We start from the raw sequence: 24972 nt of genomic DNA, 5'->3' as shown, positions 1-24972 counted from the left end.
GGGCGTTCACCTTCCCTTCGCGAAGATGGCCGCCGCCTTCGCTGCGAGGCGGCGCTTGTCCGGCTTCGCCTGCCGGGCGAGCACGTCGTACCCGGCGTCCTCGACGGCCGCCAGGGCCGCGTAGCCGCCTGCGGTGAATCCCGCCAGGAGCAGTCGAAGCCTTCCCCGAACCGTACCTACCAATGGTGCGCCGCGGTCGAGCAGGGTGCGGGCCCGTTCGGCCTCGAAGGCGATCAGTTCCCGGACCGCACCGGTCGCGGTGGGTTCGGCGAGCTCCTCCTCGGTGACGCCGAAGCGCTCCAGGTCCTCGGCGGGGAGGTAGATCCGGCCGCGGGAGAGGTCCTCGGCCACGTCCTGGAGGTGTTCGACCAGCTGGAGGGCGGTGCAGATGGCGTCCGAGAGGGCGATCCGCTCGGGGGTGGAGACGCCGGCGATGGACAGCACCAGGCGGCCGACCGGGTCGGCGGAGAGCGTGCAGTAGCCGACCAGGTCGTCGTAGGTGGCGTAGCGGGCGGTGGTCTGGTCCACCCGGTTGGCCTCGATCAGACGGCGGAACGGCTCGGGCGTCAGGCCGTGCCGGTCGACCAGCGGGACGAGGGCGCCCAGGAGCGGGTGCCGGGGCTGCTCGGCACCGGCGGAGCGCAGCGCGGTCTCGAACACCCGGTCGAGGTCGCGCTCCAGTCCGTCGAGCAGGGCGAGCCGGAAGGAGACCTCCGCCGGGCCCGGCGGGCCGGACTGGGCCGAAGGAGTGGCGGGAGGCCGCTGCTCGATCCCCAGCAGGCCCGCGGTGGCGGCCGGATCGGCCAGGTCGCCGTCGCCGGCGTCGTCGACCAGCCGGGCGAAGCCGTAGACCGCCATCAGGTCGTCGCGCCAGGCCGCGGGCAGGAAGAAGGGGGCGACCGGGAAGTTCTCCGCACCCGCCTTCTCCAGGGTCTGTCCCGCGGAAGGGTTCACCGGCGTATCTCTGGGCTGGGCCGAAGCCGACACTGCAGTCACTCCCCCGTTCTACACCGCTCGGTACCACCGGTCCGACTCGGACACGCGTCCGAGCGCGGGCGTCACGTACGGCACACCGCCCCCGCGCCCCCAGCCTGACACCACGCGCCGCGCCCGAGAAGAGCGCCCCGCCCGGCGCACGGTGGCGCTCACCCCCGCGGCGGCGGGCCACCCGGGGTAGCGGCGCACGCCGAAGGGCCGGCTCCGGGGTGTTCCCGGAGCCGGCCCTGGAGTGCCGGGGCCCTGCGGTGCCAGGCGCTGCGACGGCTGGGCGTTACGGGCGCTCGCCGCGCTCGTAGCGGCCGACGACCTCGTCGGTCGGGCCGTCCATGACCAGCTCACCGGCCTCGATCCAGATGGTCCGCTCGCAGACCTCGCGGATCGAGTTGTTGTCGTGGCTGACCAGGAAGACCGTACCGGCGGAGCCGCGCAGCTCGTCGATGCGCTTCTTGCTGCGCTGCTGGAAGGCCTGGTCACCGGTGGCCAGGGCCTCGTCGATCAGCAGCACGTCGTGGGTCTTGGCGGCGGCGATGGAGAAGCGCAGCCGGGCGCCCATGCCGGAGGAGTAGGTGCGCATCGGCAGGGAGATGAAGTCCCCCTTGTCGTTGATCCCGGAGAACTCGACGATGTCCTGGTAGCGCGCCCGCACGTCGGCCGGCGACATCCCCATCGCCAGGCAGCCCAGGACGACGTTGCGCTCGCCGCTCAGCTCGTTCATCAGGGCCGCGTTGACGCCCAGCAGCGAGGGCTGGCCGTTGGTGTAGATGCCGCCCTTCTCGGTCGGCAGCAGGCCCGCGATGGCGGCCAGCATGGTCGACTTGCCGGAGCCGTTGGAGCCGATCAGACCGACCGCCTCGCCCTTGTAGGCGGTGAAGCTGATGCCCTTGACCGCGTGCACCTCGCGCACGCCGGAGGAGCGCTTGCGGCTGATGATGCGGCTCAGCGCCGAGGTGGCGCTGCCCTTGCCGGAACCGGCGCCGTGCACCCGGTAGACGATGTGCACGTCGTCGACGACGACGGTGGGCTCGCGGGCGATCTTGGTGTCGGCCACGGCGTCGCGCTTGCTCAGGTCGGTGTCAGCCACGGCCGTACTCCTCCTCGGCCTTCCAGAAGAAGACGTATCCGATGACGAAGATCCCGACCGCCCAGGCGATGCCGTAGGTCCACTGGTGCGGCGGCAGCGACTGGTGCGCGGGCAGGTGCTTGTTGTAGATCACCGGCGCGAAGGCGTGCCGGAGCAGGTCCATGTAGACCGAGGCCGGGTTGACGGCCATGATCGTCTGGAGGTAGTGCGGCCAGGTCGAGACCTTGTCCTGGATGCTGAACATCACGCCGGACAGGAACATCCAGGCCCGCATCACGAACGGGATCAGCTGGGAGATGTCGCTGGTCTTGGAACCGATCCGGGCGAAGATCAGCGAGACGCCGATGTTGAACAGGGTCTGCAGGAACAGCGCCGGGACGATCAGCAGCCAGGTCTTGCCGGGGGTGATGCCGGCGGCCAGCACGGTGATGACCAGCACCACCATCGAGATCAGCAGCTGCTGGAGCTGGATCACGGTGAAGGCGATCGGCAGGCTGGCGCGCGGGAAGTGCAGCGCGCGGATCAGGCCGAGGTTGTCGGAGATCGCCCGGGTGCCGGACTGCACCGCGTTCTGGGTGAACTGGAAGACGAAGACGCCGATGCAGAGCCAGGCGATGTAGGTGTTCGGCGGGAAGTTGTCCTTGCTCTTCAGGATCACGCCGAAGACCAGGTAGAACACGCCGCAGTTGAGCAGCGGGGTCACGACCTGCCAGAGCTGCCCGAGCTTGGCGTCGGTGTACTGGGCCACCAGGCGGGCGGTGGCGAAGGCCCAGATGAAGTGGCGCCTGGCCCAGAGCTGCTTGGTGTAGGCGAACAGACCGGGGCGGGCACCGCTCACCGACAGACCGTACTTGTCCGCAAGCTGCTTCGGGGTCAGGCCCGCGTCCGCCCCCCTCGGGGCTGAGAGGCTGACGGGTTCACTCACTGTCGACACATTCGTCCTTCGCGCGGGATCGGTCGGAGCGGCCGGTCGGCGGGGGTCCGCCGGCCTTGCGCCGATGGGGATCCTGGGGTCACGGGGGGGGTTCCGGCCGGTGTGTGGTCACCGGCCACGGCGATCGATCCTCTGATCCAATCAGATGATCGGAGGACGTCCCATCCTGGTCAGTCGCCAGACGGTACGCCATCGCATGGGCTTCCGCGGACCGCAGGGTTCGCGGAAACCCGCCCGGAAACCGCTCAGCCAGGCCTTCAACCCCTCCGCGGAGGGACGTCGGGCCAGGGTCAGCAGAAACCAGGTTCCCAGATAGAGAGGCACCAACGGGGCCGGAAGGTTCCGCCTCGCGAGCCAGACCCTGTTACGGGCCACGTTGTGGAAGTAGGCGGCGTGCCGGGCCGGCGAGGTGGCGGGGTGGTGCAGCACCACGTCCGCCCGGTAGTCGATGGCCCAGCCCGCGTCCAGGGCGCGCCACGCGAGGTCGGTCTCCTCGTGGGCGTAGAAGAACTCGGCCGGCAGCTGCCCGGCCTGCTCGAACACTTTGCAGCGCACGGCGCTCGCGCCGCCCAGGAAAGTGGTAACCCGGGAGGAGCGCATCGGGTCGCTGGCGCGCAGCCGGGGGACGTGCCGGCGCTGGGTGACGCCGGTGTCCGGGTCCTCGATCCGGAAGGAGACGATGCCCAGCTCCGGGTCGGCGGTGAAGGCCTCGCGCAGCAGGCGGGCGGAGTCGGTGCGCGGCAGCAGGCCGTCGTCGTCCAGGAAGAGGACGGCGTCCACCTCCCGGCCGTCCGGCCCGAACAGCTCGATGCCGACGTTGCGCCCGCCCGGGATGCCCAGGTTCTCCGGCAGCTCGACGCTGCGCACGCCGGCCGGCAGCGACGGCAGCTTCGCGCCCTGGCCGACCACGGCGAACTCGACCTCCGGGCCCTCCTGGGCGCGGACGGAGTCGATCAGGGCGTTGAGCTCGGCGGGCCGGTTGCCCATGGTGATGATGACGACGCCGAGGCGGAAGTTCTCCGCGGTGGTGGAGGACGTGGAAGTGGTCATCGGAGCCTGCTCGAAAGGACGATGCTCAGCAGGTGCAGCACGGTCTGCAGCATGGCGATGGCCGCCAGCACCACGACCGCGATCCGGGTGAAGAACAGTCCGCCGTGGACCGCGTCGGCGATCCCGGCCGCCAGGATGAACAGCGAGGCCTCGACCGCGCCGACCAGGCGGTGGAACTTGAGCAGCGAGGCGGCCCGGCGGGCCTTGGCCACCGAGGCGGACCGCGGCACCGAGGCGCTGTCCTCGACGGCCGTCAGGCCGCTGCGGGCGCGGGCCACGTCCACCAGGTCCGTCTCGGACTTGATCAGGATCGCGCCGAGCGCGGCCAGCGTGCCCAGGAACGCCCACTCCCAGTGCGAGCCGCCGCCCTCGCGGTGCAGCAGGTCGGTGGCGCGCAGGCCGAGGCCGGTCAGCAGGGCCGCCTCGGACATGTAGTGCCCGACCCGGTCCAGGTAGACGCCGGTGAGCGAGGTCTGCCGGCGCCAGCGGGCCACCTCGCCGTCCACGCAGTCCAGCAGCAGGTAGACCTGGATCAGCAGCGCGCCCAGGACGGCGCCGGTGATGCCCGGCACGACCAGGGCGGCACCGGCCAGGATGCCGGTGAGCATCATCAGGTAGGTCAGGCCGTTGGGCGTGATCGCCGTCATGGTGGACAGCACACGGGTGATCCGCAAGGAGATCTTCCGCATGTAGAGGCGCCCGGCCCAGTGCTCGGCGCTGCGGCGCTGGAGCATGCCCTCCGGGTGGATCACCGCCCGCAGTTCCTCGATCGAGGGCCGGCGGGTCAGGTCCACCGGGGGCCGCTCGGCGCCCGCGGTGGAGGGGTCAGCTGTTGACGGCTTGGACATAGTCGGCGTACGCGTCCCTGATTGCGGAAGGGGAGAGGTCGAGGTGTTCCAGGATGGTGTAGCGGCCCGGGCGGGTGTTCGGAGCGTAGTGCACCGCCTCGGTGAACTCCGCTTCGGTGAAACCCATCTGAGCCGCGGTCACCGGAAGCCCGTGGCTCGCCAGGCGCTCCACGATCAGACCGGTCAGCTCGCGCTCGCCCCGCAGGAAGCTGGCGAACGCCGCGCCGAGGCCGACCTGTTCGCCGTGCTGGGCGGAACGCTTGGGGTACAGCACGTCCAGGGCATGCGAGATCTCGTGGCAGGCGCCCGACGAGGGTCGGGTGCTGCCCGCGATGTTCATCGCGATGCCGGACAGTACCAGGGCTTCCGCGAGGGCCGTCAGGAGGTCCTGGTCCTGAATGTTCCCTGGGTGCCGGAGCAGGTTCTCACCGGCCGAGCGGGCCATCGCGACGGCCAGCCCGTCCACCGGTTCGCCGGTGACGGTGTGCGACAACTCCCAGTCCGCGCAGGCCGAGATGTTGGAGACGACGTCCCCGATCCCGGCCGCCACGAAGCGCTGCGGGGCCTGCCGGATCACGTCCAGGTCGACGATGATGCCGATCGGGCCGGGGACCCCGTAGGAGCCCCGGCCGGCGTCGTTGTCGAGGGTGGAGACCGGGGAGCAGATGCCGTCGTGGGCGAGGTTGGTGGCCACCGCGACCACCGGCAGGCCGACCCGGGCGGCGGCGTACTTGGCGGCGTCGATGATCTTGCCGCCGCCGAGGCCGACGACCGCGTCGTAGTGCTTGCCGCGCATCTCCTCGGCGAAGCGCACCGCGCTGTCGAGGCTGCCGTCGTCCACGTTGTACCAGTCGGCGCCGGGCAGGGCCGGCTCCAGGCGCGCGCGCATCGCGGCGCCGGAGCCGTTGCTGATCGCCACCGCGATCCGGCCCGAGGCCGACAGCCTCTGGTCCGCGAGGATGCCGCCGAGCGCGTCCAGCGCGCCCGGGCGGATCTCCGCGAACAGCGGCGACGGGACCAGTCGGGTCAGTACTGGCACGCGATCTCCCGGGCCTTCGCCAGGTCGTCGTGGTTGTCGACCTCGACCCAGGAGACCTCGCCGATCGGCTGGACGTCGATCCGCAGGCCCCGGTCGACCATCTCCTGGTAGCCGTCCTCGTAGTACAGCTGGGGGTCGCGCTCGTAGGTGGCGCGCAGCGCGTCGGTCAGGTCGGCGGCGGCGGCCGGGTTGATCACCGTGACGCCGATGTACTCGCCGGTCGCCTCGGCCGGGTCCATCAGCTTGGTGATGCGGCGCATGCCGGCGGCCGGGTCGACGACGACCTTCATCTCCTCGTCGGCGAGCTTCTTCACCGTGTCGAGGGCGAGCAGGATGCCGGGGGCCCGGCCCTCCTCGACGAGGCGCTGGTTGCCCTCCAGCATGGTGCGCTGGACGGAGGCCGGGTGGACGGTGTCGCCGTTGGCCAGCAGCAGGCCCTCGGCGAACAGCTCGCGGGCGCACCAGAGCGAGTAGGCGTTGTTCCACTCCTCGGCCCTGTCGTTCTCGACCAGGTGGAGCTTGACCCCGTACTTGCTCTCCAGGGCGTCCTTGCGGTCGTACACCGCCTCCTTGCGGTAGCCGACGACGATCGCCGCGTCGCGCAGTCCGACCTCGGCGAAGTTGCCCAGGGTGAGGTCCAGGACGGTCCGCTCCCCGTCGACCGGCACCAGCGCCTTGGGCAGGGTGTCGGTGTACGGGCGCAGCCGGCGGCCGGCGCCGGCTGCCAGAACGAGGCCGATCATGCGGGGTCTCCTGATCCGTGGTGCGTCGTGCGGTCCGCGCGGGGATGTGCCGACGGGCCCGGCGGCGCTGTCGCCGGTCGGCCCGGCGTACGGCCGGGCCCGGCGGCGGCGCGCCGGACCGGCACAGATCCGGGCAGCGTGTCGTAAGCGATGGTAGGCGACCCGGGCGACGCACCCGAACGCGGCCGGAGGCGCCGGGGTGACGACACGGTGGAGGTGCGGTGATCGAACAGGATGGGAACGGATACCGAACTGGTCTTCGGGACGAATGACCCTTCCGGGGCGTCCCGGACCGTTTCCGGTACGGATCCGGACCGCCCCGCGTCATGATCCGCCCGGTTGTGCGTGGGACCCGTCCGGACCGCCACCCATACGGCAGACTGGAGCCCGACGCCGGCGCCGGTGCCCGCGCCGCGTCCCGAGCCCCCCGACGGGTGCCCACGACGCGCTCGACGCTCCCGTTGCTCCCGCTCCCCCCTTCCGAAAGAGGCCCCATGCCCCAGAGTCCGCCGACCGACCCGACCCACTTCGCCGCCGAGATCGACAGCGGCCTGGACGTGGAGACAGACGTGACGGTCGACCCCCGGGCCACCGCCCCCGCGAGCACCGGGATCCTGCTGGAACTGGTCGACGACGAGGGCGTCACCATCGGCACCGGCGAGAAGCTCTGGGCCCACCAGCAGCCGGGCCGGCTGCACCGGGCCTTCTCGGTCTTCCTGTTCGACCGCCAGGGCCGGATGCTGCTGCAGCGCCGGGCGCTCGGCAAGTACCACTCCCCCGGCGTCTGGTCGAACACCTGCTGCGGGCACCCCTACCCGGACGAGCCGCCGTTCGTGGCCGCCGCCCGGCGCACCGCCGAGGAGCTGGGCCTCGCGCCGGCGCTGCTCTGCGAGGCCGGCACCGTCCGCTACGACCTGCCGGACGAGGCCACCGGGCTGATCGAGCGGGAGTGGAACCACCTGTTCGTCGGGCTGGTCACCGCGCCGGTGCGGCCGGACCCGGAGGAGGTCGAGGACTTCGCCTTCGTGACCGCGCAGGAGCTGCGCGAGCTGCGGGCCGAGCGGCCGTTCTCGGTCTGGTTCGAGACCGTCTTCGAGGCCGCGCTGCCGGGGATCCGGGAGATCGCCGGTCGGGACTGGTAGCGGACAGGAGTCCGTGGGGGTGGCCGTCCCCGGCCGGGGGCGGCCGCCCTCGTGCGGGGTCGCGCCGTCCCCGTGCGGGAGGGCGCCCGTCAGGACCCGGGCTCCGGGGGGACGGGCAGCGAGGCCCAGATGACCTTGCCGCCCTCCCCCGTGTGCTCGACGTCGCACACCCCGCCCGCCTGGAGGGTGACGCTCTTCACCAGCAGCAGGCCGCGCCCGCCGGTACGGCCGGTGTCGCTCTCCAGGGCCTTCGGCCGGTACGGGTCGCCGTCCTCGACCGAGACCCGCACCCAGCCCCGGCGCACCGACAGCTCGGTGGTCACCTCGGGTGACAGCTCGGCCGCGTGCTTCACCGCGTTGCCGACCAGCTCGGAGACGATCAGCAGCACGTCGTCCACCAGCTCCTGGTAGCGCACCCCGGTCATGCCCTGGGCCAGCAGGCGGTCCCGCACCGCGTGGCGGGTGCGCGGCACGGAGGCCTCGACGGCGGGCACCCGGAAGCGCCACACGCCCTCGACGGGACCGTCGGCCGTCGGTCGGCGGCCCGACCGGGCGCCGCGTCTCGGCTCGGCCTTCGCCGCCCCGCTGATCTGCTCCACGTCCAGCCGCCCTTCGTCCGCGACCCGGGAATCAGGCGATCCGCATCATGGCGCCCTCGGTCCACAGAGGCTAGGAGAGCGGTCGGTGCCTCCGTGGCACCGTCGACAAGTTGCCCGTGTCGGATCGGTTCCGACCGGAATCGATCGCGGGCGGGGGCTTAACGGATCGTTTGCTTCGCCCTCGCCACCGCTTCGCCCGGTGTTCGAGCCCCCTCGCGAGCCGTCCCGGCCGGTCCGGACGGGCCGGGCGTCCCACGGCCCCGGCCCCTCGGACGGGGGGCGTCGGTGGGGACGGTGGTGGGGACGGTGGTGGGGGCCGAGGTGGAGGCCGCGGTGGGGCCGAGGAAACGCAGGTGAGAAGCACTCCGGAAGCCTGGTAATGTTCTCTCTGTCGCCGAGGGGGCGAGAGAAAAGCCCCCGAAGCACACACCCTGTCCGGGTGGCGGAATGGCAGACGCGCTAGCTTGAGGTGCTAGTGCCCTTTATCGGGCGTGGGGGTTCAAGTCCCCCCTCGGACACCAGCAGGAACCCTTGTTTATCAAGGGTTTTTTGCTTTTCTGGACAGTCGCGTGACCAATTGCGTGACCAACAGAGTTGATCTTGGTCAGACCAGGGTCGCGAGACCAATCCGGCCGGCACTCGAAGCGGCCAGCTTCTTTGCTCCTTCGGCACGACGGCGGCCGTACCGAGCCATCGTGTACCCCGGCGAGTGGTGCCGGGCGTTGGCGGAGACCTCAACCGGGTTCTCATGGTTGTCGAGATCGTTCGTGATCTTCGACCCTCGCCAGTCGTGCAGCCGGAAGTCCTCCGGCAGGCGGAGCCGGTTCCGCGTCGTCCGCCACCGGGCGGACACCTTCTCAGGGTCCTGTGGACCTCCAGCCCGGCCTTCCTTGAAGAGCTTGAAGCCGTCCCGGGCGAACACGAGACCATGATCCGCCCACGCCGGTCCCAGCCGGGCCTTCTCCTGTTGCTGGCGCTCCCACTGCCACCTGAGGACCTTCAAGAGCCCCTGGTCCACGTAGATCACGGCATTGTCGTCTCCGTCCTTCGTCAGCTTCCGGAGTCGGAAGGCGTTGCCTTCTTCGACCACCACCCACGCCAGTTCGATCGACCCCTCATCCCAGTTGATGAGGTCCCACTTCCACCCCAACACCTCACTTCGCCGGCACGACGTTGCCGCGTACGAGGTCCAGAGCGGTGCGTCCCGCAAGCAGTGATGGGTGAGCCCCCCATCACAGGCCCGATTGCCGCAGGGCTTCCAGATCTCGCCCAGGAAGTCTTTCGTCTCCTGGTCGTTCAAGGTCGGGAAGTCGGGTTCCGCAGCCTTGATCTGCCGCTCGGTCGGAGGGTTCGCAGTGTGCGCCGGATTGACCTTCAACAGCTTCCGAGGACCGGTGACGGTCTCAAGGGCCGCTGAGATCGCGTTGTGGATGTGACGGACGCTCTTCGGCCCCAGCGGCTTTCCACCATTGGTCAGACTGGGAGTCGTCTCCAGCATCCGGTAGAAGTCGTCCAACCGATCATCAGTGATCTCCACCACTTTTTCCTCGCCCAGATGCGGCTTGATGTGCAGCCGGACCTTCGGCTCATAGCCCTGCTTCGTGGTGTCTTCGCCCCGGTGCTGCTCCAGCCACCGGTCCATGAGCTGCCCCATGGTCATGTCCGACCGAGGAGTCAGGTCGCCTTCATCAAAGTCAGCGATCCACTTGCTGAGCGCCTTCTCAGCCTCGGTCTTGTTCTTGTACTCCCGGCCTATCCAGTACCGATCCTTACGACCGACAGCAGGATTGAAGTGAAGGGGTGTACGGACGCCCCAGGTGTTCGGTCGGCCCTTGCGCGGGATCTCCACTGGAGTCCCCCCGAGCCCGTTGCCGCGCTTCGCCACTACTTGACTACTCCTCTCGCTCCTTCTCCCAGTCGGCAAGCAGCCCCAAGGCCTTGCTCGTGAGCTGCCTCCCATCCCACAGGTCGAGCGCCTTGGCCCGCTTCACCCGCTCCGACAGGGTCGCCTCTCCGACCCCAAGGCGGGCTGCAAGTGCTTGCTGCGTTGCCCTGGTCCCCGTCGCCCTCGTCCGAATCAGCTCGGCCACCAGGAGGGCGTAGTCCAGTTCGGTCCGGCAGCGCGCCGGGACCGGCCACTGTTCATCCCGCGCCCGGTGTTGCTCCTGAGCCAACGCAGCACGAGCCTGAGCTTTGATATCCGCGAGTGGGATTTGCCGCAGCAGGCTGGCGGGGATGCCATCCGTCTCCCTCGCCTGGGCCAACGCCTGGTCAGCTCGACCGGGAGCCTCACCAGCGGACAGGCTGATGGTCAGCTCGGACGGCCCGACGAACGGGATGCCGTCGGCCGGGAACCGGGCTTCAACGCGCCACGGTCCGTAGTTGGCCTGCCACACCAGTTCGCCGCAGGCTCCCCGCCGCAAATGCGGCACGCTCGTTCCTGAGGTCATGGCATGACCGTAGATCATTCCGAACCAGATGCCGCCAGTTCGGCATGTGACATACATCACCTCCTGGCCCAGGCTCCGGCACCGAGAGGGCCACCCCTCCGCAGGGTGGCCCTCGCGCTCAGCGGCTGTCGACCCACTTCTCCAGATCTGCGGGCCGGCATCGGAGCTGGTTGCCTACCCGCTTGAACGGGATGCCTTCGGCTCGCCAGTTGCCATACACCCACGACCGCGGCTTTCGCAGGTAAGCCGCCACGTCTGCAACGCTCAGCATCGGATCCAACTCAGCCCTCCTCCGCGTCAGCCTGGGACACCTCCTCGCCTGTCATCTCCAGGTCCCAGTAGCCAGCTGCCATCGCCTGGGCCAGCTCGTGAGGCACGCCGCTGCTGACAGCCCGGGTGTAGATCATTCCCGTAACCTCGGCCAGCTCCAGGACCTCCTTGGCCCGCTTGAGCCGCAGTGCTTCGGCGAATCGGTCCTCGATGTCCCCCAGCAGCTCGGCGTACTCGCTTCCCTCGTTGTTCTCGTTCACTCGCAGTCCCCCGCTTCGTTGTTTTCAGCGCACAGCCAGCACAGGCCGGCTTCCCCGCCGTCGTTCAGGTCAAAAAGGCCGTACGACTCGTGGTTCTCGCACCATTCGCAGTCCTGGATATCGTCTTCGATCAGTGCTTGCTCCCTTCCTTGTCGAGCACGCTTCCCCAGCTCCTTTCTCCGATCTCGCCTTCGGCGGGCACCACGACGCCGCGGACCGTGAACGACATGATTTCGGCAGCCTGCTTTGCCAGTTCCTCTGCCCGTTCCTTTGGGAATGAGAAAACTATCTCGTCGTGGATCACGAGCCGAATCCAGGACGTGAATCCGGCCTTGTGGAGTTCCAGGATTGCCCGGACGGTGATGTCCCGACTCCCGGACTGCACGAAGTAGTTCTGGGCTGCGTAAATCCGCCCTCGGTCGACGGGAAGCCGTCGGCCGGTGACGGTATAGATGTGCCCGTACCGCCGGGCCTCTCCCATGAGCTTTTCGGCAAGCTTCCCCACGTGGGTGTAGGTCGTATTGAAGGCGTCGAGAGTCCGCTTCGCAACCTCCGCCGAAACGCCGGCCTGCTGAGCCAGCGCCTTGGGTCCTCCCCCGAATACGGTAAGGAAGTTGGCCATTTTGCCGATCTTGCGACTTACCCCGGCGGCATCTGCGGTGATCTGGTGCAAGTCCTTGTCATGTCGGAATGCATCGATCATCACGGGGTCGCCGGATTCCGCAGCAAGAAACCGAAGCTCCATATTCGCGAAGTCGCTGCACACCGTTACATGACCTGCTTCCGCAAGGTACATTCCCCGCACATAGCCGTCTCCGGCCGGGTAGGTCTGCGCCGCGATACTGCCGGAGGTTGTCATACGTGCTGTCCTGGCTCCGACAGAGTTTATGGATGCATGAACCCTGCCCTCAGAATCCCGCCCGCGGAGCGCGTTCTCGAACCATGTGACCCTCCACTTTCCGGCCCTCGACGCCTTCTTGACGGCTTCGGCCAGCGGATGGGCGATCCCGTCCAGGACTTCCGCATCCATGGCCAGATTCCCCTTGGCCGTTCGCTTCGTCAGCCGGATGCCGAGTCCGGTGAAGGCGTCGATTAGCTGCTGGTTCGAGTTGACGTTTTCTACCCCGAAGCTCCTGGCTATCTCCTTCCACTTCTCTTCTTCGGCCAGCAGCTCAGCTACCCGAGCCTCGGCATACCCTTCATCGACCAGGTAACCGGTTCGTTCCACCAGCGCCATGACGTGGGCGAGGCGGTGTTCCCAACTGAACAGCCCCTTTCGCTTGGACTTGAGCGGGATCAGCGGGTACAGAATGTGGAACAGCCGGTAGGCGAGGACGGGATCCATCCCCGCATAGAGCAGATATTCGTTATCGAATGTCCAGACCTGAGACCATATCTCTTCCTTCTTGACACGGTAGCGCTTGGCTATTTGAGTCATCGAGCCCTTGACCTCGAAGGCCAAGTCCGCAGAGATGTAGTACTTGGTCAGCTCTTCCAGCCTGAGGCCGGGCCCCTGCTCCTTGACGGCCCGGGGGTCGACCAAGTGGGCGGAAATCTTGGTACAGAGAAGCCGCGGGGCCAGCTCCTCCAGGGTCACCCCGAATGCGACTTCGGCCACGTGTGCATCGAAATTCGCGTTGTGCGCGATGACCCGGTGGGCAGTTCGCAGAGCCCAGGCAGCTGCCTCGGCGAACTCGGGGTCGACCTCGACGGGGAGGACCCAAGACTCCGTGGCGTTGCCGAACTGAGCAAGCCGGCACCGGAAATCGCGGTCCGCATCCCACCAGTTGAGGCCGGTGGTTTCGGTGTCGTACCCCAGTACCGGGTTGGCCTCTACGAAGTCGATGAACCCCCAGAGGTCCATCACGTCTTCGCAGACGTGGATTTGAACGGTTTCTCGCTTGATTCGGTAGGTGATGACCTGAATGGGGTGTCTCCTAAATTGGCTCCTCCTCGCAGGAGTGCTGTTCGCTCGCGTTGATCAGGTCGGCCAGGGTCACGGCGTTGCCGGTGCAGCAGCTGCACCCGCCTTCCCCGGCGGAGCCGTTACAAGGCTCGTGCACCAGGGCGACGCCGCCGTCCTCCAGGCCCTCGACCACGTACTCCTCAGCGCCCATCGGCGCTCCAGGGGACGGTGGGCCAGCAGGTGGTCAACAGGGTTCCTCCAGGGGACAGAAGAGGGGGCCGGGCAGAGACCCGGCCCCCGAGGTCATCGGGAATCCCTCTACTTCGCCTTGAACGAGCCGTCGGGCTGCTTCCAGAGCGGGGCGCACTGGTCCGGCTTCTGCGGGGCCTGGCAGAACATCGCGCTCCAGTTGCCCTTGTCGACCAGCTTCCGGCCGTGCGGGCAGTCGTCGTCACCCGGGCCGGAGGGCGTCCCCTTGCTGACCACCTTGCCGTTCTCGAACTTCGCCCGGGCCGCGGAGCCAGCGCCCGCCGGGGAGTTGAGCCCGGTGTTGTAGCTCTGCACCTTGGCGGCCTGCTCCAGCAGGCTCTTGAGCGCCGCGGACTCGGTTCGCAGCAGCGTGTCCATCTCGGTGAGGCTGCCGGCTCGCAGCACCAGGAGCGAGGCGTCGTAGCCGGCCCCGCCCTTGAACGAGAGCGTGACGTTCTCGGGAGCGGCGGTCTGGGCGTTGGTCGGGGTCTGGGTCACAGGCGCCTCCTGGGCGGTGGGGATGATGGAGTTTGCGGCCGGGGACGGTTCGTCCCACGGGGACCGCTCGTCAAACGGGTCGGGGTAGGTCACATGGCCTCCTAGAACGGGGCGGGCGTGGCGTATTCGGCCTCGGACAGCATTCGGACCAGGGCCCGAACGTCCTCGTCGGCGAGTAGTACCTCCAGGACCCCGGACGGGGCCGAGATCATCAGGTACGTCTGGCTGTCGGACTTGTCGTCGTAGATCACGGTGGCTGCGAAGCTGACAGCGTCGGACACCCGGGAGTACTGCTTGCGGGTCTCGGTCATCGGCCAGCCCTCGCCTTGCTGCGGATGTGGGCGTTCATGGCCGTGGACAGGGCATCGACGGCGCGCTGAGCCGTCTTCGCCTCACCCGGCGAGGTCGGCGGGAGACCGTAGATGTAGGCCCGGGTAACGGCGTCCCTGTATTCCGGCTTGAGCTTCCGCAGAGCAGCCCCGGCATCAATTCGGGCCGAGGTGATGTTGTCCGTGATCCGGCACCGGCTGAGATCGTCCTTCTTGCCGATCATCTCGCCGATTTCCTCATCGGTGTAGACAAAGGACTTGAGCGTGGACCGGACTTCATCCGGGGTGTAGAAGTACTGGTCATCCGCCAAGTCCTTCTGCATTTGCTCACGGGACGCGTAGGACTTGGCCGCCCGCCATGCCACCTGGCGGAGGAAATCGTAGTCCCCGACCTTCTTTTCCAGATGGGACCGCTGTTCCATCATGTGAAGCATGATTTCCTGGTGGACGTCATCAGCCTCCACGATCGGCCACTTTCGGGCCAGCTCGCCGGCCACCTTGCGGGAGATCTCAATGACCTTCTCCCAGTTCATCTCTGCCACTAGGCAGCCTCCCCCTTTCGTGATGCGAACTTCCCCCCGGACCGCTTGATCTCCCCGTATCGCTGGCCCTCGACCACAAAGGAGCCGTCCCGCTCCACGGGAATGGCGTGTGGGGTGGCCGAGTACTTTCCGGCGTAGAGAAGGCCGAATCCGGACTGCCAGTTGGCCGGGCCACTCTTGAGGTATCCGGCTTGCCGAACATCCATCAGGTGACCGACCTCGAATCCATAGATCGTGTTCAGCCGGCCGTTGTGTCCGGTGGTGTGAGGCGAAATGGCCAGTCGGTGGGTGTGACCCATGATCAGACTCGTACCGGCCTTCACAGCTTTGAGCCTCGCGGTCGCTCCGGGCACCTGACTCATCCCCGGTGACTCGTGCCCGTGGACAGCCACCCAACCGGGTGCCACGGGGTAGTACGGCTCAGCCTTCTCTATCCCGTAGGACGCGAAGTCGAGCAGGCTCTCAAAGCGGTAGAAGGTATCTTCCGCCGCAAGAGCCGGCGCCCGGCTGGCCAAGTACTTCCGCGGCCTCTCGTCATGGTTTCCTTCGAGAATCCTGACCGGACCGTCGTAGACATCCCGGAGCGGGCCCAGGAAAACCCTCTTGCAGTACTCCGAGTCCCGGATGACGTTGCCTTCGAACTCGGCCCGGGTTCCGGCACTCCATCGGGACGGTGCCGGGTAGTCCACGAGGTCACCGATCTGGAGAACCTCGTCCGGCTGGTACTCGCCCACGAACTGGATGACGTTCCGAAGGGCCCGCTTGTCTTCGAATGGGATCTGGGTATCAGAGATTACTACGATTCGCCGCAAGCGGCCTCCTCTTTTTCTAGCTCTCGAATTGCATAGTCGAGGTACCACCGAGCCTTCCGGAGGTCTTCAAGCTTGCTACCCTTTCGTCCTGCTCGCAGGACGTACTTGACGACGTTGCCGAGTACGAAGCCGAGATGCTTCGTGATCTCAATGACCTCAATTGGTAGCCACGTGTAGTGGTTCGGATGGTTGACCGGATCATTGACATGAGTCAAAGGCCGAGCTTCTTCCGATAGGCGTTCGCACCCTTGGCGTGGATGAATGAATTGATGTCCTCACCGTCATCGAGCTGGATCACGACCCCATTGGGCATTTGGGCTGCCCGCTTTTCGGCCGCCTTGATTCCGGCCTCGTCACCGTCGGCGACGTGGAAAACGCGCTCGTACCCAACCAGCGGGAGCGAGAAGTGCGGCTCCCAGGCCCCTGTTCCCTGGACGGCAACACATGGGACTCCCGCCAACTCCGAGGCCTGGGTGTCGAACTCGCCCTCGGAAACGGCCATATACGGACTAGGAGCGATCAGGGCCGACGTGTTGTAGAGGCGCGGAGGGTCCCCCGGAAGCGACTGGTACTTGCCGTGCCCCTCGTGCTTCTCCTTTCTGTGCGGGGCGTAGTACTCGCCGTTCTCGTCCTTCACGCAGGAGTCGCGTATACAGCGAAATCGGATGGTGGCCACACCGTGTTCTCCACCTGCCGGCCGCCGGTACGGGATGGCCAGCATCCCCCGATACCGCTCATGCCCAATTTGAGCCGAACGGACGTATCCCAGACCGAACTTGGTTGCCACCTCGGCCAGCCCGCGGGCTGCCATATACGCTTCGGCGGGACTTTCCTGATACTGCTGGAAGTACGTCCTCGCCGCCTCCACCGAACCGCTCACGTGCGAATTCACACGCTTCCCCGAACCCAATACTCATCTCCCTTCGGATCACGTCGATCCCATCTTCCGAGATGTCACAAACGAAGCACCCCCATCTGGCTTTCTCGACGCTTACCGAGGCACTGGGATGTGACTCCGTGTGCAAAGGGCAAAGGATCTTCTGCCAGCCAGCCCGATCGGCCTCGACCTGGATCCCGTAAAAGTGCGCCAGCACGGCGCCGATCGGCAGCTTCATTCCCCCTCGTCCTTCCCGTCGTAGGTGTAGCGCGGCCCCAGCACCTGCCAGGCCGGGAAACTCTCCAGGTAGTCAGCGGCCCGGCGGAGTACTTCCGGCCGGTCCCGCGCTCCTCGGGCCAGGAGCTGGCCGTTGCACCGGGCGCACAACAGACCGCGGATTGCCTCGGTCCGGTGACAGTGGTCGACCGCCAGGTTTCCGCGCCTGGTCTCCTGGCAGATCGCGCACCGGCCGCCCTGCGCGGCCAGGAGGAGGCTGTACTCCTCGGAGGTCAGACCGTAGGTGGCCACCAGGCGCGAGTTTCGGGCCGCAGTCCTCCGCCGGCCCTTCTTGCAGGTCGAGCAGATCCGACCCCGGGCGCCGACGAAAAACCGTTCCGCCCGACTCTTTCCACAACCTGTGCACAGCCGGTAGCCCTTGCGTGGCTCAGCCACGCCGTCGCAGCACAGCCTCAAGACGAAGCTGCTGCTGGAGATCGGTCAGGTCCCGGGCCAGGCCCTGGAGGTAGGTCAGCGGCACCACCGCCCAGTCCCGCTCACCGTCCTTGCCGCCGATCGAGATCGCCGCGACCTGGAACGAGTTACCCAGGCGAAGGAGGTCCTGTGCCAGGCGCCGCAGCCGCAGGCGTCGGCGATCCTGGACGGTCAGCACGACGGCGACCAGGCCCCCGCCGGCCTCCCGGATCGCCTCGGCGGTGATGGTCGGTTCGGCATTCAGAAGGACGTCGACGATCTCGCGATCGATGGTGTACCCGCAGGTGGTCATTCTTCCCCCTCAGAAAGTGGCGTCGGCCGGTACGAGACGCAGGCTCGTGCGGTCGAGTTCATAGCTGCTGTAGGTCTGACCGGAGGAGTCCTCAAATCCCTCACGGTTCTTGACATCCGACACGTGCAGGACTCGCCCGTCCATCCCGTCGATCTCCTTGAAAATGGTGAGAATCAACGAGGGAACCCGTCCAATCTTGCCCTTCACTCCCGAGAGCGGAATCGGCTTGGTGCCGTCCGAGTGCTCTCCGGTGACGTGGTGAAGAGCGAGGACGTGAGCCCGGGTCTCCCGGGCCATTTCGGACAAGTACTCACACAACCCTTCCAGGCTGAACGTGAAACTCTCCGCATCTCCGATGCTGCCCACATCAATATTCGTGATGTTGTCGACTACCACCAAATGCGGATAGCAGCCAAAGACTTCAAAGTACGCTGCCAGCGTTACTTCCAGGTCCGCCAACGAGGGCCGGGCGTGGTAGACGAAACGGACCCACCAACGCTGCGCGAGGGCTCCGGCGTACTCGTTGAAGTCACCTTCGAGGAGTCGTCGTTTGACCTCTCGCACATCGCTGCCCGTAATGATGGACGTTGCCCGGCTGACCTGCGTTGCCGCCCCGGAGTCGGCGGAGAAATAGAGGACCGGGATGTTGCCATGGAGAGCCAGGTTCAGAGCAAACAGGCTCTTGCCGGTGCCAGGGCCTGCAACCACGAGGCTGAACTCTCCTCGCCTGAACTCGACTTCAAGGCGACTGAGCCCCGTGAAGGGGTGGGGGATCGGTTCCCCGGCTGCCCCTCTGATGGCCACTGACTGTGCCAGAGAGTACATTCAATCCCCCCTTCCTCGAATCAAGTCTTCTTCGCCAAAAATAGGGCTCATCCGAGCCCCTTCGAGAGTCACACGTTAGCCAATCAACCATCCTCGAATCAAGTTCATTGTCGAGAAAATGAGCACTTGTGCTGCACGTCACAGAACCGGCAGAGGAATCCTGGCTTGGGCTCGAACCTGCCGGCCTTGACCCCGTCATCCATGGCCGCGAAGCGCTTGCCAACCTGCTCGGCCGTTACGCCGCTCAGATCTACAGGGCGGGACAAGCCTCCCTTCTTCGCGAGATACCAGTCGCCCGTCTTCACTTCGACATCGTGTGCAAGCCGCACGGCTACCCCGTACGTCTCCAGCTGGAACCTCGATTTGGTGGAGCCCGTTTTGAGGTCTCGCACACGGACCGTGCCGTCAGCCTCCGTCAGGAGCTGGTCGATGAACCCGCGGACCTGCACCCCGCCTAGCTCGACAGAGAAGCCGAGTTCAAGGCCGGGCTCGCCGGTACTCGTAGACCAGACGGCCGGCTGGTTCACCTGGCTCCACTCCCAGTACTGCCGCGTCTGCTCCTGACCAAGCACGTACCGATGCTCGATGTCCTGACCTCCGGTGCCGCTTGCCGAGAGCCACCGATCAGTATCGGGCTCCTGCTCCAGGGCGGCATTGACCAACCGCGCGTACTCGTCGCTGTACAGCTGGACTGCCTCCTCCAGCCCCATCGCACGGTTCGAGCCCTCGATGGCCTCGGCCGCACCGTGGAACGCAGTGCCGTGCATCGACCAGGCCGCCGGAAGCGGCGTCACCCTCTCCACGCGGCGCAGGCGGCACAACTCCCCGCACTTCTCCCACTGTTCGACCTGACTGACACTTCTGGGCTTGTTTCGGATATCAGACACTTAGCGCAACTTTCGGGCAGATTCGGACAAAGGTGTGCATCTGACTCCCTAGGAAGTCTGGGTGTGGCCATGGATTTTCCAGCCGCTGGACCGCAAGTTCATCGAGCCGCCGACCGTACCGAGTGATCAACTTCCCCTCCAGGCCGATCAGTTCATCGATATCTTCCTCCCCGAGATTATCGGCGTAGCAGATATCCCACACCTCGCCCATCGGAGTCTCGGCATGGTAAATCACGACGAGACCATCCGACCGCGTTACACGGAGCCGGTTTGGCGTGACGCGCTCAAAATTGGTATCCGAACCCTTGCCTGCCGTAGCGAGCACTGCCCCTCCTCGTTCGACCACACAGGGTGACACGCCCTGTGCGGGACGTCCACAACTTATCTCACATCACACTGACACCAACCTCGAATCAAGTGTGGGGATAGTCACCGAGCCTGTACGTTATGTAATCGTTAGCACCTCTCCTCGGAGCGCCTAAACCGACGTACCGTCAGAAACAGAACAGGTCCCACACTTGTGGGACCTGCCAGGATGAGGTTAGATCGCTGCCTAGGACTGGCTCTCGGAAAGACGCAGCAAGTTCATCTCTTCCGGATCCAGGTATGGCACGTCTTCGGGCCAGCGAATTACCAGCTGCTCGTCACTCGGCAACCGCGACACATACGAGAAGCCGGCTACCGTCTCAGGGTCGTAGGCCACGACCACCAGCTCCTTCCTGAGTCGCTGCTCGAACCTCATCGCCTTTGCTATTTGCTGATCGCTCATCTGGGAATCCCCAAGCCGCACTCTCAGCCAGTATTTCAGATACTGAATCGGCCCCTGATTGTGATGCGACCCCGCCCCCGTAGTTGCCTTCACCTTCCAAACCTGCCCGATCAGGGTATTCACTTGGTTGATTGTGGGCATTCTCCACAAGCCAATTTGATGAAGCCTGTAATCGACAGCCGCCGCAGTTGCACCATACATCTGAGCGATCTTCTTGTTGCTATATCCGAGGGCGAAGAGCTTTGAAAGCTCCAAGTTGTCTGGCAGTTTCGCCATTCTTGGTTTCCCTTGCCAGTCGAGGTTGATATATCCCGCGAAGTCCAGCTCACCATAGCTCAGAGGCAACCTCGAATCAAGTGGAACGAGCATCGAAAGCCTGTTCGACGGCTCAATGTGACCTGGGTCTCACTTCAACGGATTGTGTCCTGGGCCGCCCTCCGGGGACACATACGTCTTTAGTGAGAGAACAAACAAGAGAAGAGGTCTCAAGAGAGTACTAAAATCTCTGAAAATCTTCCTTAGCTTGTACCAGGATACAAAACGAACTAAGCGCCCTGTTTTAGACCTTCCTGTTGAGATTTCAATCTCCAGGAGGAGTCCAGGGATCGGCCCCGGCTGCCAGACCAGCATCCGGCCGGGGCCACAGACCACCGGGAGGTGACCATGCCCAGAGCCGCATCTATCTGCCTGGTGAGCGGGTGTACCTCCCGGACAGCCCAGGACGGTCGGTGTGCCGGCCACCAGCTTCGCCGGCCTTGGTCTCGGACCTCGGCCCGCAACCAGCAGCGACCGGGCGACTGGTCCTCCCGTCGGGTCCGGGTGCTCACCCGGGACCGCTGGCGGTGCCAGAGTTGTGGTTCCCGTGAGGAGTTGGAGGTAGACCACCTGGTCCCGGTGGCCAAGGGTGGTTCCTGGGGAATCGAAAACCTGTGGACCCTCTGCCGGGCATGCCACAGGATGAAGACCTACCGGGACCGCTGAGGCGGTCCAGCCGGATGTAGCTCAGATGGATAGAGAGCACTCCCATTGGTGGAGAGGTCGTAGGTTCGAGCCCTGCCATCCGGACGAGGTTCCCGTGCCGAATCACGGGACATAGGGGTGTAGCTCAGTTGGTAGAGCAGCGGTCTCCAAAGCCGCGTGTCGGAGGTTCGAGTCCTCTCGCCCTTGCCATACGGGTCGCGCCCGTAGGTTCCTGAAACTCCCCCGGCCAGGGGACGGAGGGAACGGTGCTGGTCGTCCAGCGGCTAGGACCCCTCCCGTGCAGGGAGGCGACACCGGTTCGAATCCGGTCCAGCACACACATCAACTGCCCGCCCTGGTGGCGGGCTTCGTCATGTTCGGAGGTGGCTCGATGACCCGAGGGCCGCAGCCGAAGAGCAACGCCGTCAGGCGGAACGCCCACCCGCACGCCCAGGAGCTCAAGGCCGGTGCTCTGCCCGGCCGGGAACTCCCTCGCGGCCTTGGGATCACCACCGCGGGCGCCAAGCGGTTCTGGAGGATCTGGGCCAGCTCTCCGCAGTCCTCCCAGTGGGCTGAGACCGACTGGGCCGAGTTGGAGATCACCACGAAGCTCGTGGATGCCCTGTATCAGGGGGACCTCCGGCATGCCGGGGAGATCCGGCAGCGGACGGCCAAGTGGGGTGCCACGGTCGAGGACAGGAACCGCCTGCGGATGTCGATCAACGACGAGGACCAGGGCGGGGACGCCGACCAGGCGTCGGCCGAGCTCACAACCACAGACCTTGACGAGGAGCTGTACCAGCTGCTGAACGGACCGTAGATGAGGTGATCGCTCCTGCAAACAGGGAACCTGCCCGCAGGGGTACCCGCCCCGAACGAGACGCTCGGGTACCAGGTCATCCGCTGGTGTCAGAAGTACATCGTCCAGCCGGACGGCGAACACGCCGGTGAGCCCTGGCAGTTCACTCCCGAGCAGCTGCGGTTCGTCCTCAACCTCTACCGGATCAAGCCGGACGGGGGGTGGGTTTACTCAGCCGGCACGCTGCGGCGTGCGAAGGGCTGGGGCAAGTTAGACCCCGCTCCTGGCGGCCCTGGCGATCGTCGAGTTCATCGGACCGGCGCGATTCTCCCACTGGGACGCATTCGGCCTTCCGGTAGCCAAGAGGGTTCCACTGCCGACGGTGCAGATCGGTGCCACGGCCCTGGACCAGACCGATCAGACCATGGAGATGATCCGTGGGATGCTCTCGGAGTCCCCGGCCGAGAAGGAATTCGGTCTGGACATCGGCAAGGCCGTCATCCAGTTCAAGTCGGGCAAGCCCGGGACGATCCGGCCGAAGGCAACCGCAGGCCGAACGAATGAAGGAAATCGGCCGACCTTCGCCCTGATGGACGAGGTCCACCACTGGGTGGGCTCGAACGGCGGCCCAGACTTCTTCCAGACCCTCAAGCGGAATATCGAGAAGACCACCTCCGCGGGCTCCCGGTGGGTCACCACGACCAACGCCTACAACCCGAACGAGGACTCGGTTGCCCAGCGGATCCACGAAAGCGACATGGTCCGCCAGGCGTTCTGGCTGTACGACTGCATCGAGGGCGATATCCAGCCCGAGGAACTCCGGGATGAGGCCAAGGTCCGAATTGCCCTGGCCCAGGCTTACGGAGACGCCACGTGGGCCGATATCGACGGCCTGACCCGAACGATCCTCTTCGACCGTACGACCCCGGACAGTACCTACCTCCGGTTCTTCTTCAACGCCATCGCGGAATCCTCCGACGGCTGGATGAGCAAGGCGGAGTGGGCGGCCTGCCAGGACGACGACGATCCGATCAGGCCGGGCGACCAGATCGCCCTGGGATTCGACGGCTCCATCCGCGGCGACGCAACCGGCCTGATCGGGTGCCGGCTGCGGGACGGCAAGCTCTTCGTCCTGGGGCTGTGGGAGAACCCCCGCGACCCCAAGCAGCCCGATTGGGAAGTGGATGTTCTCGCGGTCGAAGCGGCCGTGCAGAAAGCTTTCTCCACCTACCGGGTTGAGTGGATGTACGCCGATCCGCCGTACTGGCAGGAGAACATCGGCCGATGGGCGCTCCAGCACAACGAGCGCGGCCAGGACCACGTCTTCGAGTTCTGGACCAACAAGCCCACCAGGATGGTTCAAGCCATCGAGCGATTCCGTACGGCCGTCATGGTCCGGGATCTCCGCCACGACGGGGACGAAGACCTGACCCGTCACGTTCTGAATGCCGCTACCCGAGAGGTCCCGCAAGGGACTCTCATCACCAAGGACTCCCCGCGATCGAAACGGAAGATTGACCTTGCCGTGTGCGCCGTGCTGGCCTTCGAAGCCCGAGCGGACGCCATCGCCGACGGCCGGTTGCAGATTAAGCGCAAACGCGTAGTCGGGTTCTGACGACCCCGCATAGAAAGGGGTCCATCTGACGGAACTCTCGATACCTGGGATCGGCTTCTCTCCATCCACTCCTCGCGAGTGGATTGACTATCTCCAGAGCAAGCTGGTCCGTGACCGTCCGAAGTTCCGCCTTTACTCGGACTACTACGACGGCAACCATCAGCGGCTCGCATTCGCACAGGCCCGGCACATCAGCGAGTTCGGCCACGTCTTCGACAAGTGGCGGGACAACTTCTGTGGGCTGATCGTCGACTCGGTCAATGAGCGGCTGGCCATCGACGGATTCCGCATGACCGATGAACCGGACGCCGACAAGGACGCCCGGGACATCTGGCAGCGGAATTTCATGGATGCCGAGTCCAATGCCGGCCACCTCGATGCCATGGTCCAGGGCGCCGCCTACGCGGTGGTCTGGGCGGGCAAGGACGGCCGCCCGGCCATCACCATGGAGTCGGCCGAGAACCTGGTCGTCCAGTACAAGCCCGGATCCCGCCGGGAGATTGACGCGGCTGCCAAAATCTACCGGGACGACTGGGGCCGTGAGTGGGCAACGCTCTGGCTCCCTGACCAGGTCTACACCTGGCAGGCCGGCCGTTTCGGTTGGGCCGAGGGCGACGCTACCTCGGAGCGGAACCCGCTTGGCGAAGTTCCCGTGGTGCCGCTCAACAACCGGTCCCGGCTTACCGGTGACCCATTTTCGGACCTGGCCTCGGTCATTCCTCTCCAGGACGCCACGAATAAGGTCGTTTCGGATGCCCTGCTTGCCTCCGAGTTTGCGGCCTGGCCGCAAAAGTATGTCACGGGCCTTGAGATCGTGGAAGATGCCGCGGGTAACCCTGTGGAGCCTTTCAAGATCGCCGTGGACAAGCTTCTCCAGGCCGAGGACCCGCAGGCCAAGTTCGGCCAATTCGACGCCGCCGATCTCGGTAACTACGTGAAACTCGCGGAGATGCTGGTCCAGCATATGGCCAGCACCAGCCGAATTCCCTTCCACTACTTCCTCAACGGTGGAACGGTCCCGAGCGGTGAGAGCATCACCGCGGCCGAGGCAGGGCTCATCGCCAAGACCCGTGAGCGAATGCTGCACTTCGGGGAATCCTGGGAGCGCGTCATGCGCCTCTGTTTCAAGATCCTCGGGGACAAGCGAGCGGAAGCCTGGGGAGCCGAGGTCATTTGGCGCGATCCGGAGAACCGGACGGAAGCCCAGCACATGGACGCCCTTCTGAAATTGAAGATGATCGGCGTTCCGATGGACCAGCTCCTTTCGGATGCCGGATACACGCCGCAGCAGATCGACCGGTTCCGAAGGATGCGCGAGGACGAGGCCAAGGCCGAAATGGAACTGGCCCAGAAGTACCCTCGCCCGGATCTCCAGCCCCAGCATGATACGGCTGCTCTAGACGCCAAGAAGGCGGCTTCGAAGCCCCCGCAGGGGAATTCAGGGAACAGCTCCCGAAAGCTCAATCCCTCGAAGGCCTGACCGCCT

At 66.0% G+C, this 24972-nt stretch carries 32 protein-coding genes and 4 tRNA genes; 9 read left to right on the top strand and 27 right to left on the bottom strand.

What is annotated here, in order from left to right:
• Nucleotides 1-6: 6 nt before the first annotated feature.
• The 7 genes from hpnC to ACFC1T_RS08495 form a co-directional block, all read right to left on the bottom strand.
• Entirely contained in the window at nucleotides 7-954 is a 948-nt protein-coding gene (gene hpnC / locus ACFC1T_RS08525; protein ID WP_375885247.1) for a squalene synthase HpnC, read from the bottom strand.
• Nucleotides 955-1270: 316 nt separating this feature from the next.
• Nucleotides 1271-2080 carry an ABC transporter ATP-binding protein gene (locus ACFC1T_RS08520; RefSeq protein WP_375885244.1) on the bottom strand — a complete coding sequence of 270 codons (810 nt, stop codon included), beginning with the start codon at nucleotides 2078-2080 and terminating at the stop codon, nucleotides 1271-1273.
• Entirely contained in the window at nucleotides 2073-3014 is a 942-nt protein-coding gene (locus tag ACFC1T_RS08515; RefSeq protein ID WP_375885242.1) for an ABC transporter permease, read from the bottom strand. The genes ACFC1T_RS08520 and ACFC1T_RS08515 overlap by 8 nt, the downstream gene beginning before the upstream one ends.
• Nucleotides 3015-3155: 141 nt before the next feature.
• On the bottom strand, nucleotides 3156-4064 hold the full coding sequence (locus tag ACFC1T_RS08510; RefSeq protein ID WP_375885241.1) for a glycosyltransferase family 2 protein: 909 nt from the start codon (nucleotides 4062-4064) through the stop codon (nucleotides 3156-3158).
• On the bottom strand, nucleotides 4061-4798 hold the full coding sequence (locus ACFC1T_RS08505; RefSeq protein WP_375885317.1) for a CDP-alcohol phosphatidyltransferase family protein: 738 nt from the start codon (nucleotides 4796-4798) through the stop codon (nucleotides 4061-4063). Before ACFC1T_RS08505 ends, ACFC1T_RS08510 begins: the two co-directional genes overlap by 4 nt.
• A 91-nt stretch (nucleotides 4799-4889) precedes the next feature.
• Nucleotides 4890-5951 (bottom strand): iron-containing alcohol dehydrogenase family protein, encoded by a 1062-nt coding sequence (locus ACFC1T_RS08500; RefSeq protein ID WP_375885238.1) that lies wholly within the window; start codon nucleotides 5949-5951, stop codon nucleotides 4890-4892.
• Nucleotides 5939-6694 carry a sugar phosphate nucleotidyltransferase gene (locus tag ACFC1T_RS08495; protein ID WP_375885235.1) on the bottom strand — a complete coding sequence of 252 codons (756 nt, stop codon included), beginning with the start codon at nucleotides 6692-6694 and terminating at the stop codon, nucleotides 5939-5941. Before ACFC1T_RS08495 ends, ACFC1T_RS08500 begins: the two co-directional genes overlap by 13 nt.
• Nucleotides 6695-7188: 494 nt before the next feature.
• Here ACFC1T_RS08495 and idi point away from each other — a divergent pair, with 494 nt between their 5' ends.
• Nucleotides 7189-7836, top strand: coding sequence for an isopentenyl-diphosphate Delta-isomerase (gene idi, locus ACFC1T_RS08490; RefSeq protein WP_375885233.1), 648 nt, complete (start codon nucleotides 7189-7191; stop codon nucleotides 7834-7836).
• Between the two features lie 89 nt (nucleotides 7837-7925).
• On the opposite strand, the gene ACFC1T_RS08485 is transcribed toward idi, so the two are convergent.
• The gene (locus tag ACFC1T_RS08485; RefSeq protein WP_375885231.1) at nucleotides 7926-8435 is read right to left on the bottom strand and encodes an ATP-binding protein; all 510 of its coding nucleotides are present in this window, start codon (nucleotides 8433-8435) and stop codon (nucleotides 7926-7928) included.
• 433 nt (nucleotides 8436-8868) lie between these two features.
• On the opposite strand from ACFC1T_RS08485, the gene ACFC1T_RS08480 reads away from it, so the two are divergent.
• Nucleotides 8869-8956, top strand: a tRNA-Leu gene (locus ACFC1T_RS08480).
• An 83-nt stretch (nucleotides 8957-9039) separates the two neighbouring features.
• On the opposite strand, the gene ACFC1T_RS08475 is transcribed toward ACFC1T_RS08480, so the two are convergent.
• The 19 genes from ACFC1T_RS08475 to ACFC1T_RS08385 all read right to left on the bottom strand — a co-directional run bounded on the left by ACFC1T_RS08475 (nucleotide 9040) and on the right by ACFC1T_RS08385 (nucleotide 20481).
• Complete coding sequence (locus tag ACFC1T_RS08475) at nucleotides 9040-10320, bottom strand: tyrosine-type recombinase/integrase (RefSeq protein ID WP_375885229.1); 1281 nt, start codon at nucleotides 10318-10320, stop codon at nucleotides 9040-9042.
• 7 nt (nucleotides 10321-10327) lie between these two features.
• The gene (locus tag ACFC1T_RS08470) at nucleotides 10328-10885 is read right to left on the bottom strand and encodes a hypothetical protein (protein WP_375885226.1); all 558 of its coding nucleotides are present in this window, start codon (nucleotides 10883-10885) and stop codon (nucleotides 10328-10330) included.
• Between the two features lie 118 nt (nucleotides 10886-11003).
• Nucleotides 11004-11156, bottom strand: coding sequence for a helix-turn-helix domain-containing protein (locus ACFC1T_RS08465; protein ID WP_375885315.1), 153 nt, complete (start codon nucleotides 11154-11156; stop codon nucleotides 11004-11006).
• A gap of 10 nt (nucleotides 11157-11166) precedes the next feature.
• On the bottom strand, nucleotides 11167-11415 hold the full coding sequence (locus tag ACFC1T_RS08460; RefSeq protein ID WP_375885223.1) for a hypothetical protein: 249 nt from the start codon (nucleotides 11413-11415) through the stop codon (nucleotides 11167-11169).
• A 130-nt stretch (nucleotides 11416-11545) separates the two neighbouring features.
• Nucleotides 11546-13279 carry a DNA polymerase gene (locus ACFC1T_RS08455; protein ID WP_375885221.1) on the bottom strand — a complete coding sequence of 578 codons (1734 nt, stop codon included), beginning with the start codon at nucleotides 13277-13279 and terminating at the stop codon, nucleotides 11546-11548.
• Nucleotides 13280-13352: 73 nt separating this feature from the next.
• The gene (locus ACFC1T_RS08450; protein WP_375885219.1) at nucleotides 13353-13532 is read right to left on the bottom strand and encodes a hypothetical protein; all 180 of its coding nucleotides are present in this window, start codon (nucleotides 13530-13532) and stop codon (nucleotides 13353-13355) included.
• A 107-nt stretch (nucleotides 13533-13639) separates the two neighbouring features.
• Complete coding sequence (locus ACFC1T_RS08445) at nucleotides 13640-14068, bottom strand: hypothetical protein (RefSeq protein ID WP_375885218.1); 429 nt, start codon at nucleotides 14066-14068, stop codon at nucleotides 13640-13642.
• Between the two features lie 101 nt (nucleotides 14069-14169).
• Entirely contained in the window at nucleotides 14170-14379 is a 210-nt protein-coding gene (locus tag ACFC1T_RS08440; RefSeq protein WP_375885216.1) for a hypothetical protein, read from the bottom strand.
• Nucleotides 14376-14930, bottom strand: coding sequence for a hypothetical protein (locus ACFC1T_RS08435; RefSeq protein ID WP_375885314.1), 555 nt, complete (start codon nucleotides 14928-14930; stop codon nucleotides 14376-14378). Before ACFC1T_RS08435 ends, ACFC1T_RS08440 begins: the two co-directional genes overlap by 4 nt.
• Nucleotides 14931-14938: 8 nt before the next feature.
• Nucleotides 14939-15751, bottom strand: coding sequence for a metallophosphoesterase (locus ACFC1T_RS08430; protein WP_375885213.1), 813 nt, complete (start codon nucleotides 15749-15751; stop codon nucleotides 14939-14941).
• Nucleotides 15736-15966 carry a DUF3310 domain-containing protein gene (locus ACFC1T_RS08425; protein ID WP_375885210.1) on the bottom strand — a complete coding sequence of 77 codons (231 nt, stop codon included), beginning with the start codon at nucleotides 15964-15966 and terminating at the stop codon, nucleotides 15736-15738. The genes ACFC1T_RS08430 and ACFC1T_RS08425 overlap by 16 nt, the downstream gene beginning before the upstream one ends.
• Entirely contained in the window at nucleotides 15963-16562 is a 600-nt protein-coding gene (locus ACFC1T_RS08420) for a toprim domain-containing protein (protein WP_375885209.1), read from the bottom strand. Before ACFC1T_RS08420 ends, ACFC1T_RS08425 begins: the two co-directional genes overlap by 4 nt.
• Nucleotides 16486-16866 (bottom strand): CHC2 zinc finger domain-containing protein, encoded by a 381-nt coding sequence (locus ACFC1T_RS08415; protein ID WP_375885207.1) that lies wholly within the window; start codon nucleotides 16864-16866, stop codon nucleotides 16486-16488. Before ACFC1T_RS08415 ends, ACFC1T_RS08420 begins: the two co-directional genes overlap by 77 nt.
• On the bottom strand, nucleotides 16863-17156 hold the full coding sequence (locus ACFC1T_RS08410; RefSeq protein WP_375885205.1) for an endonuclease VII domain-containing protein: 294 nt from the start codon (nucleotides 17154-17156) through the stop codon (nucleotides 16863-16865). The genes ACFC1T_RS08415 and ACFC1T_RS08410 overlap by 4 nt, the downstream gene beginning before the upstream one ends.
• A 136-nt stretch (nucleotides 17157-17292) precedes the next feature.
• Nucleotides 17293-17631 carry a hypothetical protein gene (locus ACFC1T_RS08405; protein WP_375885203.1) on the bottom strand — a complete coding sequence of 113 codons (339 nt, stop codon included), beginning with the start codon at nucleotides 17629-17631 and terminating at the stop codon, nucleotides 17293-17295.
• Between the two features lie 9 nt (nucleotides 17632-17640).
• Nucleotides 17641-18456 (bottom strand): AAA family ATPase, encoded by an 816-nt coding sequence (locus tag ACFC1T_RS08400; protein WP_375885202.1) that lies wholly within the window; start codon nucleotides 18454-18456, stop codon nucleotides 17641-17643.
• A 104-nt stretch (nucleotides 18457-18560) separates the two neighbouring features.
• Nucleotides 18561-19343: a RecB family exonuclease gene (locus tag ACFC1T_RS08395; RefSeq protein WP_375885200.1), complete on the bottom strand. Its 783-nt coding sequence runs from the start codon at nucleotides 19341-19343 to the stop codon at nucleotides 18561-18563.
• Complete coding sequence (locus ACFC1T_RS08390) at nucleotides 19336-19668, bottom strand: hypothetical protein (RefSeq protein ID WP_375885198.1); 333 nt, start codon at nucleotides 19666-19668, stop codon at nucleotides 19336-19338. Before ACFC1T_RS08390 ends, ACFC1T_RS08395 begins: the two co-directional genes overlap by 8 nt.
• Nucleotides 19669-19896: 228 nt before the next feature.
• Complete coding sequence (locus ACFC1T_RS08385) at nucleotides 19897-20481, bottom strand: hypothetical protein (RefSeq protein ID WP_375885196.1); 585 nt, start codon at nucleotides 20479-20481, stop codon at nucleotides 19897-19899.
• Nucleotides 20482-20775: 294 nt separating this feature from the next.
• On the opposite strand from ACFC1T_RS08385, the gene ACFC1T_RS08380 reads away from it, so the two are divergent.
• From ACFC1T_RS08380 to ACFC1T_RS08350, 7 genes are all read left to right on the top strand, one after another.
• Nucleotides 20776-21093, top strand: a complete 318-nt coding sequence (locus tag ACFC1T_RS08380) for an HNH endonuclease (protein WP_375885194.1) — start codon at nucleotides 20776-20778, stop codon at nucleotides 21091-21093.
• 10 nt (nucleotides 21094-21103) lie between these two features.
• Nucleotides 21104-21177 (top strand) — tRNA-OTHER (locus ACFC1T_RS08375).
• A 29-nt stretch (nucleotides 21178-21206) separates the two neighbouring features.
• Nucleotides 21207-21282: transfer RNA gene (locus tag ACFC1T_RS08370), tRNA-Trp, on the top strand.
• Between the two features lie 56 nt (nucleotides 21283-21338).
• A tRNA-Ala gene (locus ACFC1T_RS08365) sits at nucleotides 21339-21410 on the top strand.
• A 53-nt stretch (nucleotides 21411-21463) separates the two neighbouring features.
• A complete protein-coding gene (locus ACFC1T_RS08360; RefSeq protein WP_375885192.1) occupies nucleotides 21464-21892 on the top strand; it encodes a hypothetical protein in 429 nt (142 codons plus the stop codon).
• A 361-nt stretch (nucleotides 21893-22253) separates the two neighbouring features.
• The gene (locus ACFC1T_RS08355; RefSeq protein ID WP_375885190.1) at nucleotides 22254-23486 is read left to right on the top strand and encodes a hypothetical protein; all 1233 of its coding nucleotides are present in this window, start codon (nucleotides 22254-22256) and stop codon (nucleotides 23484-23486) included.
• 25 nt (nucleotides 23487-23511) lie between these two features.
• Nucleotides 23512-24966, top strand: coding sequence for a phage portal protein (locus ACFC1T_RS08350; RefSeq protein ID WP_375885312.1), 1455 nt, complete (start codon nucleotides 23512-23514; stop codon nucleotides 24964-24966).
• Nucleotides 24967-24972 lie beyond the last annotated feature (6 nt).

The organism is Kitasatospora sp. NPDC056076 (genome assembly GCF_042266305.1).
GTDB lineage: Bacteria > Actinomycetota > Actinomycetes > Streptomycetales > Streptomycetaceae > Kitasatospora.
The sequence above is the reverse complement of the archived record's forward strand: the minus strand, read 5'-3'. Positions and strand labels throughout refer to the sequence as shown.

Excerpts from the sequence above, each read along its gene's own strand:
- ACFC1T_RS08510 (WP_375885241.1), bottom strand. The coding sequence starts at position 4,064 with ATGACCACTTCCACGTCCTCCACCACCGCGGAGAACTTCCGCCTCGGC.
- ACFC1T_RS08505 (WP_375885317.1), bottom strand. The coding sequence starts at position 4,798 with ATGCTCCAGCGCCGCAGCGCCGAGCACTGGGCCGGGCGCCTCTACATG.
- ACFC1T_RS08495 (WP_375885235.1), bottom strand. The coding sequence starts at position 6,694 with ATGATCGGCCTCGTTCTGGCAGCCGGCGCCGGCCGCCGGCTGCGCCCG.
- idi (WP_375885233.1), top strand. The coding sequence starts at position 7,189 with ATGCCCCAGAGTCCGCCGACCGACCCGACCCACTTCGCCGCCGAGATC.
- ACFC1T_RS08470 (WP_375885226.1), bottom strand. The coding sequence starts at position 10,885 with ATGACCTCAGGAACGAGCGTGCCGCATTTGCGGCGGGGAGCCTGCGGC.
- ACFC1T_RS08465 (WP_375885315.1), bottom strand. The coding sequence starts at position 11,156 with ATGCTGAGCGTTGCAGACGTGGCGGCTTACCTGCGAAAGCCGCGGTCG.
- ACFC1T_RS08455 (WP_375885221.1), bottom strand. The coding sequence starts at position 13,279 with ATGGACCTCTGGGGGTTCATCGACTTCGTAGAGGCCAACCCGGTACTG.
- ACFC1T_RS08450 (WP_375885219.1), bottom strand. The coding sequence starts at position 13,532 with ATGGGCGCTGAGGAGTACGTGGTCGAGGGCCTGGAGGACGGCGGCGTC.
- ACFC1T_RS08440 (WP_375885216.1), bottom strand. The coding sequence starts at position 14,379 with ATGACCGAGACCCGCAAGCAGTACTCCCGGGTGTCCGACGCTGTCAGC.
- ACFC1T_RS08435 (WP_375885314.1), bottom strand. The coding sequence starts at position 14,930 with ATGAACTGGGAGAAGGTCATTGAGATCTCCCGCAAGGTGGCCGGCGAG.
- ACFC1T_RS08420 (WP_375885209.1), bottom strand. The coding sequence starts at position 16,562 with ATGGCAGCCCGCGGGCTGGCCGAGGTGGCAACCAAGTTCGGTCTGGGA.
- ACFC1T_RS08415 (WP_375885207.1), bottom strand. The coding sequence starts at position 16,866 with ATGAAGCTGCCGATCGGCGCCGTGCTGGCGCACTTTTACGGGATCCAG.
- ACFC1T_RS08405 (WP_375885203.1), bottom strand. The coding sequence starts at position 17,631 with ATGACCACCTGCGGGTACACCATCGATCGCGAGATCGTCGACGTCCTT.
- ACFC1T_RS08400 (WP_375885202.1), bottom strand. The coding sequence starts at position 18,456 with ATGTACTCTCTGGCACAGTCAGTGGCCATCAGAGGGGCAGCCGGGGAA.
- ACFC1T_RS08385 (WP_375885196.1), bottom strand. The coding sequence starts at position 20,481 with ATGCTCGTTCCACTTGATTCGAGGTTGCCTCTGAGCTATGGTGAGCTG.
- ACFC1T_RS08380 (WP_375885194.1), top strand. The coding sequence starts at position 20,776 with ATGCCCAGAGCCGCATCTATCTGCCTGGTGAGCGGGTGTACCTCCCGG.
- ACFC1T_RS08360 (WP_375885192.1), top strand. The coding sequence starts at position 21,464 with ATGACCCGAGGGCCGCAGCCGAAGAGCAACGCCGTCAGGCGGAACGCC.